This window comes from Pedobacter cryotolerans, assembly GCF_005116475.1.
GTDB lineage: Bacteria > Bacteroidota > Bacteroidia > Sphingobacteriales > Sphingobacteriaceae > Pedobacter > Pedobacter cryotolerans.
This window is the reverse complement of sequence record NZ_SWBO01000009.1, coordinates 36,378-48,477: the sequence shown is the minus strand read 5'-3', so window position 1 is coordinate 48,477 and position 12,100 is coordinate 36,378. Positions and strand designations below refer to the sequence as shown.

At 34.8% G+C, this 12,100-nt stretch carries 23 protein-coding genes; 1 reads left to right on the top strand and 22 read right to left on the bottom strand.

The window, feature by feature from the left end:
* Entirely contained in the window at positions 1-627 is a 627-nt protein-coding gene (locus FA045_RS14540) for a gluconate 2-dehydrogenase subunit 3 family protein (protein WP_136877804.1), read from the top strand.
* A gap of 100 nt (positions 628-727) precedes the next feature.
* On the opposite strand, the gene rplQ is transcribed toward FA045_RS14540, so the two are convergent.
* From rplQ to rplP, 22 genes are all read right to left on the bottom strand, one after another.
* On the bottom strand, positions 728-1,291 hold the full coding sequence (gene rplQ / locus FA045_RS14535) for a 50S ribosomal protein L17 (protein ID WP_136877803.1): 564 nt from the start codon (positions 1,289-1,291) through the stop codon (positions 728-730).
* A 136-nt stretch (positions 1,292-1,427) separates the two neighbouring features.
* The gene (locus tag FA045_RS14530) at positions 1,428-2,420 is read right to left on the bottom strand and encodes a DNA-directed RNA polymerase subunit alpha (RefSeq protein WP_136877802.1); all 993 of its coding nucleotides are present in this window, start codon (positions 2,418-2,420) and stop codon (positions 1,428-1,430) included.
* A gap of 79 nt (positions 2,421-2,499) precedes the next feature.
* Complete coding sequence (gene rpsD / locus FA045_RS14525; protein WP_136877801.1) at positions 2,500-3,108, bottom strand: 30S ribosomal protein S4; 609 nt, start codon at positions 3,106-3,108, stop codon at positions 2,500-2,502.
* Positions 3,109-3,178: 70 nt separating this feature from the next.
* Positions 3,179-3,568 (bottom strand): 30S ribosomal protein S11, encoded by a 390-nt coding sequence (gene rpsK, locus FA045_RS14520; RefSeq protein WP_010599885.1) that lies wholly within the window; start codon positions 3,566-3,568, stop codon positions 3,179-3,181.
* Positions 3,569-3,701: 133 nt separating this feature from the next.
* Positions 3,702-4,079: a 30S ribosomal protein S13 gene (rpsM, locus tag FA045_RS14515; RefSeq protein WP_136877800.1), complete on the bottom strand. Its 378-nt coding sequence runs from the start codon at positions 4,077-4,079 to the stop codon at positions 3,702-3,704.
* Between the two features lie 71 nt (positions 4,080-4,150).
* A complete protein-coding gene (gene rpmJ, locus FA045_RS14510) occupies positions 4,151-4,267 on the bottom strand; it encodes a 50S ribosomal protein L36 (RefSeq protein WP_010599887.1) in 117 nt (38 codons plus the stop codon).
* A 1-nt stretch (position 4,268) separates the two neighbouring features.
* Positions 4,269-4,487 (bottom strand): translation initiation factor IF-1, encoded by a 219-nt coding sequence (gene infA / locus FA045_RS14505; RefSeq protein ID WP_008244555.1) that lies wholly within the window; start codon positions 4,485-4,487, stop codon positions 4,269-4,271.
* Between the two features lie 71 nt (positions 4,488-4,558).
* Positions 4,559-5,344: a type I methionyl aminopeptidase gene (map, locus tag FA045_RS14500; RefSeq protein ID WP_136877799.1), complete on the bottom strand. Its 786-nt coding sequence runs from the start codon at positions 5,342-5,344 to the stop codon at positions 4,559-4,561.
* Positions 5,345-5,434: 90 nt separating this feature from the next.
* Positions 5,435-6,775, bottom strand: coding sequence for a preprotein translocase subunit SecY (gene secY, locus FA045_RS14495; protein ID WP_136877798.1), 1,341 nt, complete (start codon positions 6,773-6,775; stop codon positions 5,435-5,437).
* Positions 6,776-6,778: 3 nt separating this feature from the next.
* A complete protein-coding gene (gene rplO / locus FA045_RS14490; protein WP_136877797.1) occupies positions 6,779-7,225 on the bottom strand; it encodes a 50S ribosomal protein L15 in 447 nt (148 codons plus the stop codon).
* A gap of 133 nt (positions 7,226-7,358) precedes the next feature.
* Complete coding sequence (rpmD, locus tag FA045_RS14485; RefSeq protein WP_136877796.1) at positions 7,359-7,538, bottom strand: 50S ribosomal protein L30; 180 nt, start codon at positions 7,536-7,538, stop codon at positions 7,359-7,361.
* 4 nt (positions 7,539-7,542) lie between these two features.
* Positions 7,543-8,061: a 30S ribosomal protein S5 gene (gene rpsE / locus FA045_RS14480; protein ID WP_136877795.1), complete on the bottom strand. Its 519-nt coding sequence runs from the start codon at positions 8,059-8,061 to the stop codon at positions 7,543-7,545.
* 17 nt (positions 8,062-8,078) lie between these two features.
* Positions 8,079-8,432, bottom strand: a complete 354-nt coding sequence (rplR, locus tag FA045_RS14475) for a 50S ribosomal protein L18 (RefSeq protein ID WP_136877794.1) — start codon at positions 8,430-8,432, stop codon at positions 8,079-8,081.
* A gap of 5 nt (positions 8,433-8,437) precedes the next feature.
* Positions 8,438-8,995 (bottom strand): 50S ribosomal protein L6, encoded by a 558-nt coding sequence (rplF, locus tag FA045_RS14470; RefSeq protein ID WP_136877793.1) that lies wholly within the window; start codon positions 8,993-8,995, stop codon positions 8,438-8,440.
* Positions 8,996-9,013: 18 nt separating this feature from the next.
* On the bottom strand, positions 9,014-9,412 hold the full coding sequence (gene rpsH / locus FA045_RS14465; protein ID WP_136877792.1) for a 30S ribosomal protein S8: 399 nt from the start codon (positions 9,410-9,412) through the stop codon (positions 9,014-9,016).
* Between the two features lie 160 nt (positions 9,413-9,572).
* Positions 9,573-9,842, bottom strand: coding sequence for a 30S ribosomal protein S14 (rpsN, locus tag FA045_RS14460; RefSeq protein ID WP_136877791.1), 270 nt, complete (start codon positions 9,840-9,842; stop codon positions 9,573-9,575).
* Positions 9,842-10,408 carry a 50S ribosomal protein L5 gene (rplE, locus tag FA045_RS14455; protein WP_136843384.1) on the bottom strand — a complete coding sequence of 189 codons (567 nt, stop codon included), beginning with the start codon at positions 10,406-10,408 and terminating at the stop codon, positions 9,842-9,844. The genes rpsN and rplE overlap by 1 nt, the downstream gene beginning before the upstream one ends.
* Complete coding sequence (rplX, locus tag FA045_RS14450) at positions 10,408-10,746, bottom strand: 50S ribosomal protein L24 (RefSeq protein WP_136877790.1); 339 nt, start codon at positions 10,744-10,746, stop codon at positions 10,408-10,410. The genes rplE and rplX overlap by 1 nt, the downstream gene beginning before the upstream one ends.
* Before the next feature lies 1 nt (position 10,747).
* On the bottom strand, positions 10,748-11,116 hold the full coding sequence (gene rplN, locus FA045_RS14445) for a 50S ribosomal protein L14 (protein ID WP_041878524.1): 369 nt from the start codon (positions 11,114-11,116) through the stop codon (positions 10,748-10,750).
* A gap of 1 nt (position 11,117) precedes the next feature.
* Positions 11,118-11,372 (bottom strand): 30S ribosomal protein S17, encoded by a 255-nt coding sequence (rpsQ, locus tag FA045_RS14440; RefSeq protein ID WP_055130475.1) that lies wholly within the window; start codon positions 11,370-11,372, stop codon positions 11,118-11,120.
* Between the two features lie 13 nt (positions 11,373-11,385).
* Positions 11,386-11,598: a 50S ribosomal protein L29 gene (gene rpmC, locus FA045_RS14435; protein WP_136877789.1), complete on the bottom strand. Its 213-nt coding sequence runs from the start codon at positions 11,596-11,598 to the stop codon at positions 11,386-11,388.
* A gap of 73 nt (positions 11,599-11,671) precedes the next feature.
* Positions 11,672-12,094, bottom strand: coding sequence for a 50S ribosomal protein L16 (gene rplP, locus FA045_RS14430; RefSeq protein ID WP_131555073.1), 423 nt, complete (start codon positions 12,092-12,094; stop codon positions 11,672-11,674).
* Between the last annotated feature and the right edge of the window lie 6 nt (positions 12,095-12,100).

The window sequence follows — 12,100 nt, the reverse complement described above, 5'->3', positions numbered from 1 at the left end:
ATGAATAGAAGAGATTCATTAAAAGCTTTAGGCTTAACCGCATTAAGTACAACGGTACTGGTTGGAGCTTGCAATTCTGATGTTAAAAAAGAAACGTCATCAACTGTTTTAGAGCCACAGGCTGGTAGAGAAAAATGGGAAGTAGAAAGAGATGAAAAACTGAAAAGTGAGACTTTTTTTACCAAACACGAAATGGCAACAATAACCGTTTTGGTAGATATCATCATCCCAAGGGATAACGTTTCTGGTAGTGCTACCGACGCTAAAGTACCAGAGTTTATCGAATTTATTGTAAAAGATATGCCCTATCATCAAACTCCATTACGTGGTGGTTTAAAATGGTTGGATATTCAATGTTTCAACCAATTTGAAAAGCCTTTTGTCGAAGCATCTGCTCAACAGCAAATCAGCATTATTGATGAAATTGCTTATCCTATCAAAGCAAAGCCAGAAATGTCTGCAGGCGTTGCATTTTTCAATAGGATGAGAGATTTAACCGCATCTGGGTTTTATACTACAGAAATAGGTGTTAAAGATATCGGCTATGTTGGCAACACACCCAACCAATGGGATGGTGTACCAGCTGATGTATTGAAACAGTATGGATTGGAAAATGTGAAGGTTTAATTACACCTGCAAATTTAAAATGCTTTCAAAAAAAAACCGCTAAGAAATAAATCTTAGCGGTTTTTTATTTAAGTCTCCGCCTCGGCGGAGATTTAGGGATTTATGCTTTTGGAGCTTCTTCTTCAGCGCTAGCTTCTGGTTTAGCTTCTTCAGTTGCAGGAGTTTCTTCTACAACTTCTGTTTCTTCAACTACAGCAGCTTCAGCTTTTGGTGCTTTATCAGCAGGAGCATCAGCTTTTTTAGTTTTGCTTCTACCTCTACGAGTAGTTTTCTTTTCTTCTGCAGCTGTATCTTTACCGTAAACTTCGTTGTAATCAACTAATTCAATTAAAGCCATCTCTGCATTATCACCTAAACGATTGTTTAATTTGATGATACGAGTATAACCACCTGGACGGTTAGCAACTTTTGCTGCAACATCGCGGAACAACTCAGTTACAACTTCTTTATCTTGTAAGTAAGAGAAAACGATACGACGAGAGTGTGTAGTATCAGTCTTAGATTTTGTAATTAAAGGCTCAACATATCCACGTAAAACTTTCGCTTTAGCTAATGTAGTTGAAATTCTCTTGTGCTTAATTAATGAAGAAGCCATGTTAGCTAACATCGCTTTTCTGTGCGAAGTTGTTCTACCTAAATGGTTGTTTTTTTTACCGTGTCTCATTGTTTGTTTTGTAAAGTGTATACCGTCTCTTTGAACTTAATCTGAGGGAATTATACACAGTGAAAATTAAATTAATTTTCAGTTATCAATTTTCAATTAACAGTTTTGAACTGAAAACTAAAAACTGCAAACTGTACTATTCTTCGTCTAACTTAAATTTAGAAAGGTTCATTCCAAACGATAATTGTTTAGATTTTACCAATTCTTGAATTTCAGTTAAAGATTTTTTTCCGAAGTTTCTGAATTTTAACATATCAGCAACATCGTAAGAAACTAAATCAGCTAAAGTACGAATGTCAGCTGCTTTTAAGCAGTTTAATGCACGTACAGATAAATCTAAATCAACCAATTCAGTTTTAAGGATTTTACGCATGTGTAAAATTTCCTCATCAACTTCTTTAGTTTCTTCTTTAGCTTGAGATTCTAACACTAAATTCTCATCAGAGAACAACATAAAGTGTTGGATCAAAATTTTAGCTGCTTCTTTTAAAGCTTCTTCTGGGTGGATAGATCCATCAGTAGAAATATCTAAAATCAATTTCTCATAATCTGTTTTTTGCTCAACACGATAGTTTTCGATCGTGTATTTTACATTTTTCATTGGCGTAAAAATCGAATCGATTGAGATTACACCAACAACAGTATCAGTAATTTTATTCTCTTCTGCTGGAACATAGCCACGTCCTTTGTTGATAGTTAATTCTACCTCTAAAGTAACAGATTTTTCCATGTTACAGATTACAAAATCAGGGTTTAAAACCTCGAAATTGTTTGAGAATTTAGTAATATCACCAGCTAAAAATTGGTCTTGACCATTTACAATGATGAAAACTTTTTCTGAATCTCCAGAATCACCAACTTTTTTAAAACGAACTTGTTTTAAATTTAAGATGATTTCAGTCAAATCTTCTACAACACCTTTCATGGTAGAAAACTCATGAGAAACGCCAGAAAAACGAATACTTGTAATTGCGAAACCTTCTAATGAAGATAATAAAATTCTTCTTAGGGCATTGCCAATTGTTACACCGAAACCGGGTTCTAAAGGACGAAATTCAAATTGACCATCGAAATCTGTTGATTTCTGCATGATTACCTTATCTGGTTTCTGAAATGCTAAAATTGCCATTTATAATGTTTTTAGTTCGTTATTAATAATGTGTAACGTAAAAAAGTTAAAGCCATAAAGGCTTTAACTAATATTATGATTACTTAGAGTATAACTCTACTATAAGGTTCTCTTTAATGTTTTCTGGGATCTCATCACGTTGAGGATAAGCTAAAAACTTACCTGTTAATTCGCTTGCATTCCAATCTAACCAATTGAATTTATTGATCATTCTTCCTGCTACTGAATTTGTAATTGCCTCAAGAGATTTAGATTTGTCACGAACGGCAACAACATCACCAGCTCTTAATTGATATGATGGAATATTTACTACCTCACCGTTTACAGTAACGTGCTTATGGCTAACCAATTGACGTGCACCTGAACGAGTTGGAGCAATACCTAATCTATAAACTGTGTTATCTAAACGAGCTTCTAACAATTGTAATAAGTTATCACCAGTGATACCTTCACGAGATGAAGCTTTAGTAAATAAGTTACGGAATTGTTTTTCTAACACACCATAAGTGTATTTTACTTTTTGTTTTTCCATTAACTGTACTGCGTATTCAGATTGCTTTCCTCTTCTTTTAGAAGCACCATGTTGGCCAGGAGGATAGTTTTTTCTGTCTAATACTTTGTCAGGGCCGAAAATTGGCTCTCTGAACTTACGGGCGATTTTGGATTTTGGTCCGGTATATCTTGCCATTTGTTGTTTTTGATTTTAAAGTATCTTCCCAACTTTAATCGGGAGACTCTTAGCTTTAAAAAATAATTAATTAAACTCTTCTTTTCTTAGGTGGACGACATCCGTTGTGAGGAAGTGGAGTAATATCTTTGATAGATGTTACTTCGATACCTGCTACTTGTAAAGTTCTGATTGCAGACTCACGACCTGAACCTGGACCTTTTACAAATACTTCAACTTTACGTAAGCCTAAATCAAAAGCTACTTTACCACAATCAGAAGCAGCTTGACCAGCAGCGTATGGAGTATTCTTTTTAGAACCTTTGAAACCCATTTTACCAGCTGAAGACCATGAAATAGTCTGACCGTTATTGTTTGTTAAAGTAACGATAATATTATTGAACGTAGCATTGATATGAGCTTGACCTACAGGCTCGATAACAACAATACGTTTTTTGGTAACTTTTTTACTTTTAGCCATTTTTTCTTTTAGATTTGAGATATGAGACATGAGATAGGAGACTTGCTCTACCTCGGCACTCAGTACCTAATTTTTATCTTTCTATTCCAACCATGTAGTACTCACAAAGTGATCACTACACGGCTATCAATTATTATTTAGTTGCTTTTTTCTTGTTTGCAACAGTTTTTCTCTTTCCTTTACGAGTACGAGAGTTATTTTTGGTACGCTGACCACGAACAGGTAAACCTTTTCTGTGACGCAAACCACGGTAACAACCGATATCCATTAAACGCTTAATGTTTAATTGAACTTCAGAACGTAAAGCACCTTCTACTTTAATCTCATCATTAATCATGGTACGAATTGCTGACAACTCATCATCAGACCAATCTTGTACTTTTTTGTTAACATCGATACCTGCAGTATTTAAAATACGTTGTGCAGTTGCCTTACCTACTCCGTAGATATACGTTAGTCCGATCTCACCTCTTTTGTTTCTTGGTAAATCAATACCTGAAATCCTTGCCATATTTATTTTGTCTTTTTAAGTAAGCCTGAACGGCGGGCCACCGTTGTACAGTACATTACAATTTTTTCTAATTACCCCTGACGTTGTTTGTACTTTGGATTTTTCTTGTTAATAACGTAAAGTTTACCTTTACGACGAATAATCTTACAATCAGCGCTTCGCTTTTTAATTGATGACCTAACTTTCATTTTATTTATATCTATAAGTAATCCTGCCTTTTGATAAATCGTAAGGCGACATCTCTAATTTAACTTTATCTCCAGGAAGGATTTTAATGTAATGCATACGCATCTTCCCTGAGATATGAGCAATAATCTCATGTCCATTTTCAAGTTCAACTCGAAACATAGCATTCGATAACGCTTCTCTTATTACTCCGTCTTGTTCAATTGAGGCTTGTTTAGCCATATTATACTGATTTTTACTTAATTAGCTGCTATGAAACAGGGTTGCAAAATTAAATAAAAATTTTTAACTTTTTATACTTTTTCTTGTAAAACTTTTTCAATTAAAGAAAAGGTGGATAAAACATCAGCTTTACCTTTTTTTACAGCAACAGTGTGTTCAAAATGCGCAGATGGTTTATTATCTTTTGTAGTTACAGTCCAACCATCAGCCCAAAACTTGATACCTGCAGTTCCTGCATTAATCATTGGTTCAATGGCAATCACCATTCCTTCTTCTAATTTAACCCCAATACCTCTTTTACCATAATTGGGAACTTCTGGTTTTTCATGAAGCTTTACTCCTACTCCATGCCCTACAAGTTCTCTAACTACACCAAAACCATTTGTTTCGGCATGATTTTGAACTGCAAATGCGATGTCTCCAATTCTCATTCCAACAACAGCTTTTTCAATTGCTAACCGTAAACATTCTTGAGTTACGTTTACCAACTTTTGTTTTTCAGCATCAATCTCTCCAATAGAAAAAGTGTATGCCGAATCGCCAAAAAAACTATCTTTTATTACTCCACAATCAACTGATATAAGATCTCCATCTTTAATCACATAATCACTAGGTATACCATGTACAACTTGATCGTTCGGAGAAATACATAATGAATTAGGAAATCCTCCGTAATTTAAAAAAGCAGGAACAGCGCCATGATCTTTAATAAACTCAAAAGCTAATTTATCAAGAGTTAGCGTAGTAACGCCTGGAGCAATTATCTTCGCAACTTCTGCTAAGGTTTTTGAAACAAGTAAAGAACTTTCCCTTATTAATTCGATCTCCTCCGGAGATTTATAATAAATTTTTGACATCTTGTTTATTTTTAAATGATTAAAATGAAAAATGATTGATTAACCAATTAAGGCAAATCAATCATTTTAAATATGATCACCTTATCATTTTTAAATAGGAGAACTTGTTGTTCCTGCAGCAGGAATACCAGTTCTTCCGGTTACTCTACCAGTCTTCATTAAACCATCGTAATGACGCATTAATAAATAACTTTCGATTTGTTGTAAAGTATCTAATACAACTCCAACCAAAATTAATAAAGATGTTCCTCCAAAAAATTGAGCAAATTCTTGCTGAATACCAAGTTTTACTGCGAAAGATGGAAGGATAGCGATGATTGCCAAAAATAACGATCCTGGGAAAGTAATTTTTGAGATCACATCATCAATAAAAGAAGACGTTGCTAAACCTGGTTTAATACCCGGAATAAAGCCACCATTCTTCTTCATATCATCAGCCATTTGTGTTGGATTTACCGTAATTGCAGTATAGAAAAACGTGAATGCAATAATTAAAAATGCAAATGTCAAACTATATGTTAGCGAGGTAATATCAGTATATTGATGTAACCAACTATCGGTTAATCTTTCAGGGAAAAAACCTATTAAAGCATTAGGAATAAACATTAATGCCTGAGCAAAAATGATTGGCATAACCCCAGCCGCATTCACCTTTAAAGGAATGTACTGTCTAACTCCACCTACTTGTCTGTTACCTACTATACGTTTTGCATATTGCACAGGTACTTTACGTACACCTTGAACAATTAAAATAGTAAACATTACAACGGCAAGCAATGCCACAATCTCTAAAACAATCATGATCAAACCACCATCGTTACCAGAGAATTTAGATGAAATCTCTTGTTGTAATGCAATTGGTAAACGGGCAATAATACCCACCATAATAATTAATGATGTACCATTACCAATACCTTTATCAGTAATTTTTTCTCCTAACCACATTACAAACAATGTACCTGCTGTTAAAACAAAGCCAGACATAACGTAAAATGTAGTTAAATCAATCAGAATTGCTTCTGGTTTAATTTGAGTTTTTACATATCCGATAGCTTGAATTGCTGTAATGAAAACAGTTAGGTAACGTGTATATTGTGTTAGTTTTTTTCTTCCGCTCTCACCCTCTTTTTGCATTTTTTGGAAAGAAGGGACAGCAATACCTAACAACTGAACAACAATAGATGCAGAGATATAAGGCATAACACCTAATGCTACAATTGATACTTTAGAAAAAGCACCACCTGCAAACATATCTAATAAACCTAAAATTCCAGTTTTTTGAGTATCTACTAACTGAGCTGGATCTACACCTGGTAGAACCACTTGACAAACGACCCTGTAAATCACAAGAATCATCAACGTAAATAAAATACGTTCTTTTAATTCTTGTATTTTCCAGATATTACTTAAAGTAGTAAATAGCTTCTTCATTAATTACAATTTTACGATTGAGCCTCCAGCAGCTTCGATAGCTTTTTGTGCAGTTGCAGAAAATGCATGAGCTGTAACTTCCAATTTTGCTTTAACTTCACCACGACCTAATATTTTAATTAGATCATTTTTAGAAGCTAAACCATGCTCTTGTATAGCAGCAAAATCAATTGTTGTTAAATTGAATCTTTCAGCTAAACCTTGAAGCACATCTAAGTTAACGCCAACATATTCTGTACGGTTAATTGGTTTGAAACCAACTTTAGGCACACGACGTTGTAAAGGCATTTGACCACCTTCAAAACCAATTTTGGTTTTATGACCAGAACGTGAACCAGCTCCTTTATGACCACGAGTAGATGTACCACCACGACCAGAACCTTGACCACGACCAATTCTTTTAACTTTTTTTACAGAACCTGATGCAGGTTTTAAATTACTTAAGTTCATTTTTAAACTTGTTGTGTTGCCCTTCGCTTTCACTAATCAGGGACAACGATAAATAAAATAGTGATAGAATGTAGAATGATTGAATGAGTGAATGCCAATAACATTCTTTCATTCAATCCTTCACTCATTCATTTTAAATTGCTTCTATAGCTACTAAGTGATTAACTTTTCTTACCATCCCAATAATGGCAGCGTTAGCCTCAACTTCTACAGTTTGGTTCATTTTAGTTAAACCTAATGCTTTCATTGTTCTTTTTTGGCGCTCGCTTCTATCGATAATGCTTTTTACTTGGGTAATTTTAATTTTAGCCATGATATTATCCGTTAAAAACTTTATTTAAATCTACACCACGGTGCTGAGCTACTGTGTAAGCATCACGCATTTTAGTTAAAGCATCTACTGTTGCTTTTACCACGTTGTGTGGGTTTGATGAACCTTTTGATTTTGCTAATACGTTGTGAATACCCGCACTCTCTAATACAGCACGCATCGCACCACCAGCAATTACGCCAGTACCAACTGCAGCTGGTTTAATTAAAACAAAACCTCCAGAGAATTTACCGATTTGCTCATGAGGAACAGTACCATGTAAAATTGGAACTCTAACCAAGTTCTTTTTAGCATCGTCAATTCCTTTAGCAATAGCTTCAGTAACCTCTTTGGCTTTACCTAAACCATAACCAACAACACCTTGCTCATCTCCAACAACCACAATGGCCGAGAAGCTGAAAGTACGACCACCTTTGGTTACTTTGGCAACACGTTGTATGCTAACTAAACGATCTTTCAATTCGATTTCGCTAGTCTTAACTCTTTTTATATTGATAGTTGACATCTTATTCTTTTCTTAGATTAAAATACTAAACCAGCCTCGCGAGCACCATCTGCCAACGATTTAACACGACCATGGTATAAGTAACCATTTCTGTCGAAAACAACTTCTTTAACACCAGCTGCAATTGCTTTCTCAGCAATTAACTTGCCTACTGCGATTGACTGATCAGATTTGTTTCCTTTGCCAGTAAAATCTTTAGATAAAGATGATGCTGAAACTATTGTATTACCAGTTACATCGTTAATAATTTGAGCATAAATACCTTTATTGCTTCTATAAACTGATAAACGTGGACGGCTCTCAGATCCAGTAAGTCTTTTTCTGATACCTTTTTTGATACGATCTCTACGAGATAATTTTTTTCCTGCCATTTTAATTATTTTTTAGAAGCTGATTTACCTGCTTTTCTTCTTAACACTTCACCAACAAACTTGATACCTTTACCTTTATAAGGCTCTGGAGTACGTAACGAACGAATTTTCGCTGCTACCTGACCAATTAATTGTTTATCGATACTCTCTAAAATAATTTTAGGAGTTTGACCTTTTTCTGATGTAGTAGTTACTTTAATTTCTTCTGGTAACTGGAATACATAATGGTGAGAATAACCTAAAACAAGATCCAAAGTATTACCTTGGTTAGTAGCACGGTAACCCACACCTACTAATTCTTGTTCAATTTTAAAACCATCTGTTACACCAACAACCATATTGTTAATTAAAGAACGATATAAACCATGTAAGGCTTTATGTCTTTTTTGCTCAGTTGGGCGACTTACTGTAAAAACGCCATCCTCTTGAGATAAAATGATATCAGCATCTACTGCTTGAGTTAATTCACCTTTTGGGCCTTTTACAGTAACAACGTTATCTTTCGAAACAGTTATTGTAACACCTGCAGGTACATTAATTGGATTTTTTCCTATTCTTGACATTGTGCTATCCTCCTTTAATTAATAAACGTGACACAATACCTCACCGCCAATGTTTAATTTGGCTGCTTCTTTATCAGTCATTACACCTTTAGAAGTAGATAAGATTGCGATACCTAAACCATTTAATACTCTTGGCATATTATCTACACCAGCGTATTGTCTTAAACCTGGTTTGCTGATACGTGTTAACGTACGGATAGCCGAGATTTTAGTGATTGCATTATATTTTAATGCAATTTTGATAATGCCTTGAGCATTAGTGTCTTCAAACTTGTAGTTTGCGATGTAACCTTTATCAAAAAGTACTTTAGTAATTTCCTTTTTAAGGTTTGATGCAGGAATTTCTACAATTCTGTGATTAGCTTTGATAGCATTTCTCACTCGTGTCAGATAATCTGCGATTGGATCTGTATTCATTATTATTTATTTGTGATAGTGGTATCTTGTTTGCCCCTCGGCTATAAGACCTGCTATCGGTTAAAATTCTATTTTTAGCTATATATACAATGAGCTATAAGTTGTAAGGGCTGCAAAAATACAACTTACAACTTATAACTCAAAATTTATAACTCAGTAATTACCAGCTAGCTTTTCTAACGCCTGGTATTTTACCATCTAAAGCCATTTCGCGGAAAGTAACCCTTGATATACCAAAAGTACGCATATATCCACGAGGACGACCAGTTAACTTACAACGGTTGTGCAAACGCACTGCCGAAGAGTTTTTAGGTAATTTATCTAATCCTTCGTAATCACCTGCTGCTTTTAAAGCCGCACGTTTGTCTGCATATTTAGCAACCAATTTTTGGCGCTTAACTTCGCGAGCTTTTACTCCTTCTTTTGCCATTATTGCTCAGTTTTTTGATTTTTAAACGGTAATCCAAATTGTTTTAAAAGTTCCAATGCTTCAACATCAGTAGTAGCAGATGTTACAAATGTAATATCCATACCTAAAATTTTGCTAATTTTATCGATGTTGATCTCTGGAAAAATGATTTGCTCAGTGATACCTAAAGTATAGTTACCTTTTCCATCAAATCCTTTATCATTGATACCTTTGAAATCTCTAATACGAGGTAAAGCTACAGAAATTAATCTATCTAAAAACTCATACATGTTATTGTCACGTAAAGTTACTCTTACACCAACTGGCATACCTTTACGTAATTTAAAGTTTGAGATATCTTTTTTAGATTTAGCTCCAACTGCTTGTTGACCAGCAATAGTGCTCATTTCTAAGATAGAGCTATCCATAACTTTTTTATCAGTTACAGAGTAACGGCCAACACCTTGGTTGATGGCAATTTTCTCCAATTTAGGAACTTGCATGATGCTTTTGTAATTGAACTTATCTTTAAGAGCAGTTACAATTTCCTCTTTATATTTGCTTTTTAATCTTGGTACGTATGCCATTATTTGATTTCCTCCCCTGAAATTTTAGCAACTCTAACTAATTTTCCGTCAGCGTTTAATTTACGACCAACACGAGTAGTTTTACCAGATTTTGGATCAACTAATTGTACGTTAGAAATATGAAGAGCAGCTTCTTTTTTAATTATACCACCGTTAGGTGTTGCAGCATTTGGTTTAGTATGTTTTGATACAAGATTAACACCTTCTATCACAACTCTATTTTTAGCAACCAATACTTCTTGAACTTTACCTTGTTGGCCTTTTGAATCGCCAGCTATAACCTTAACTAAATCTCCTTTACGGATTTTTACTTTGGTTTGTGTTACTTTATTTTTCATATTATAATACCTCCGGTGCTAATGATACAATTTTCATGAATTGTTTTTCACGCAGTTCTCTTGCTACCGGGCCAAAAATACGTGTACCACGTGGCTCGTCTTGTGCATTTAATAATACTGCTGCATTATCGTCAAAACGAATATAAGAACCATCCTTACGTCTGATTTCTTTTTTAGTTCTTACTACAACTGCTTTAGAAACTGTTCCTTTTTTAATGTTACCAGAAGGCAAAGCGCTTTTTACAGTAACAACAATTTTGTCACCTATAGAAGCATATCTTTTACCTGTTCCACCAAGTACACGGATAACCAATACTTGTTTTGCGCCGCTATTGTCGGCTACGTTTAATCGTGATTCCTGTTGTACCATCTTATTTAGCTCTTTCTAAAATTTGTACCAATCTCCAGTTCTTGTTTTTACTCAGCGGACGAGTTTCTTGAATTAATACAGTATCTCCGATACCACATTCGTTCTTTTCGTCATGAGCCATAAATTTGGTAGTTTTCTTAACAAACTTACCATAGATCGGGTGTTTTACTTTACGCTCAACCGCTACAACAACAGATTTATCCATTTTGTTGCTTACCACCAACCCGGTTCTTGTTTTTCTTAATTGTCTTTCCATTTCGACTCTAAAGTTATTTAGTTTCAGTTGCAGACTGTGCTTTATTAAGCTTAGTCAATTCAGTAGTTAATCGGGCGATGTCTTTTCTTACCTTAGTAATACGGGTAGGATTTTCTATAGCCGAAATTGTGTGTGCAAATTTTAACTTTACCAAGTTTTCTTTTTCTTCTGCAATCTTAGCTACTAGTTCTTCTTTTGAAAGCCCTATGATTTCTGAGTTCTTCATTTTATTAATTTTTATGTTAGGGTCTAGCGGTTATAACAACAAGTTATTTATAACATTGATCCCAAAACTTTTTTTATGCTTCTACGTAATCTCTACGTACTACAAATTTGGTTTGAATTGGTAATTTTTGAGCTGCAAGTCTTAATGCTTCTTTGGCAACTTCCATCGGAACACCTTCTGCTTCAAAAATTATACGTCCGGGTCTAACAACAGCTACCCAATATTCTGGAGCACCTTTACCTTTACCCATACGTACCTCAGCTGGTTTTTTAGTTACCGGTTTATCCGGGAATATTCTAATCCAAACTTGACCTTCACGTTTCATGAAACGAGTTACCGCAATACGGGCTGCTTCTATCTGGCGACTTGTAATCCAAGTTGCCTCTAAAGATTTTATCCCGAAAGATCCGAATGACAATTCAGCACCACGAGTTGCTAAACCTTTCATTCTGCCTTTTTGCATCTTTCTGAACTTCGTTCTTTTTGGCTGTAACATTTTATT

What these genes read in the sequence shown, in the direction of transcription:
- rpsD (WP_136877801.1), bottom strand. Translation starts at nt 3,108, where the DNA reads ATGGCAAGATATACCGGACCAAAATCCAAAATCGCCCGTAAGTTCAGA.
- FA045_RS14540 (WP_136877804.1), top strand. Translation starts at nt 1, where the DNA reads ATGAATAGAAGAGATTCATTAAAAGCTTTAGGCTTAACCGCATTAAGT.
- rplP (WP_131555073.1), bottom strand. Translation starts at nt 12,094, where the DNA reads ATGTTACAGCCAAAAAGAACGAAGTTCAGAAAGATGCAAAAAGGCAGA.
- rplN (WP_041878524.1), bottom strand. Translation starts at nt 11,116, where the DNA reads ATGGTACAACAGGAATCACGATTAAACGTAGCCGACAATAGCGGCGCA.
- rpsN (WP_136877791.1), bottom strand. Translation starts at nt 9,842, where the DNA reads ATGGCAAAAGAAGGAGTAAAAGCTCGCGAAGTTAAGCGCCAAAAATTG.
- FA045_RS14530 (WP_136877802.1), bottom strand. Translation starts at nt 2,420, where the DNA reads ATGGCAATTTTAGCATTTCAGAAACCAGATAAGGTAATCATGCAGAAA.
- rpmC (WP_136877789.1), bottom strand. Translation starts at nt 11,598, where the DNA reads ATGAAGAACTCAGAAATCATAGGGCTTTCAAAAGAAGAACTAGTAGCT.
- rplE (WP_136843384.1), bottom strand. Translation starts at nt 10,408, where the DNA reads ATGGCATACGTACCAAGATTAAAAAGCAAATATAAAGAGGAAATTGTA.
- rpsH (WP_136877792.1), bottom strand. Translation starts at nt 9,412, where the DNA reads ATGAATACAGATCCAATCGCAGATTATCTGACACGAGTGAGAAATGCT.
- rpsE (WP_136877795.1), bottom strand. Translation starts at nt 8,061, where the DNA reads ATGTCAACTATCAATATAAAAAGAGTTAAGACTAGCGAAATCGAATTG.
- secY (WP_136877798.1), bottom strand. Translation starts at nt 6,775, where the DNA reads ATGAAGAAGCTATTTACTACTTTAAGTAATATCTGGAAAATACAAGAA.
- rplF (WP_136877793.1), bottom strand. Translation starts at nt 8,995, where the DNA reads ATGTCAAGAATAGGAAAAAATCCAATTAATGTACCTGCAGGTGTTACA.
- map (WP_136877799.1), bottom strand. Translation starts at nt 5,344, where the DNA reads ATGTCAAAAATTTATTATAAATCTCCGGAGGAGATCGAATTAATAAGG.
- rplR (WP_136877794.1), bottom strand. Translation starts at nt 8,432, where the DNA reads ATGGCAGGAAAAAAATTATCTCGTAGAGATCGTATCAAAAAAGGTATC.
- rpsQ (WP_055130475.1), bottom strand. Translation starts at nt 11,372, where the DNA reads ATGGAAAGACAATTAAGAAAAACAAGAACCGGGTTGGTGGTAAGCAAC.
- rplO (WP_136877797.1), bottom strand. Translation starts at nt 7,225, where the DNA reads ATGAACTTAAGTAATTTAAAACCTGCATCAGGTTCTGTAAAAAAAGTT.
- rplX (WP_136877790.1), bottom strand. Translation starts at nt 10,746, where the DNA reads ATGAAAAATAAAGTAACACAAACCAAAGTAAAAATCCGTAAAGGAGAT.
- infA (WP_008244555.1), bottom strand. Translation starts at nt 4,487, where the DNA reads ATGGCTAAACAAGCCTCAATTGAACAAGACGGAGTAATAAGAGAAGCG.
- rpmD (WP_136877796.1), bottom strand. Translation starts at nt 7,538, where the DNA reads ATGGCTAAAATTAAAATTACCCAAGTAAAAAGCATTATCGATAGAAGC.
- rpsM (WP_136877800.1), bottom strand. Translation starts at nt 4,079, where the DNA reads ATGGCAAGGATTTCAGGTATTGATTTACCAAGAAACAAAAGAGGTGAG.
- rpsK (WP_010599885.1), bottom strand. Translation starts at nt 3,568, where the DNA reads ATGGCTAAAAGTAAAAAAGTTACCAAAAAACGTATTGTTGTTATCGAG.
- rplQ (WP_136877803.1), bottom strand. Translation starts at nt 1,291, where the DNA reads ATGAGACACGGTAAAAAAAACAACCATTTAGGTAGAACAACTTCGCAC.
- rpmJ (WP_010599887.1), bottom strand. Translation starts at nt 4,267, where the DNA reads ATGAAAGTTAGGTCATCAATTAAAAAGCGAAGCGCTGATTGTAAGATT.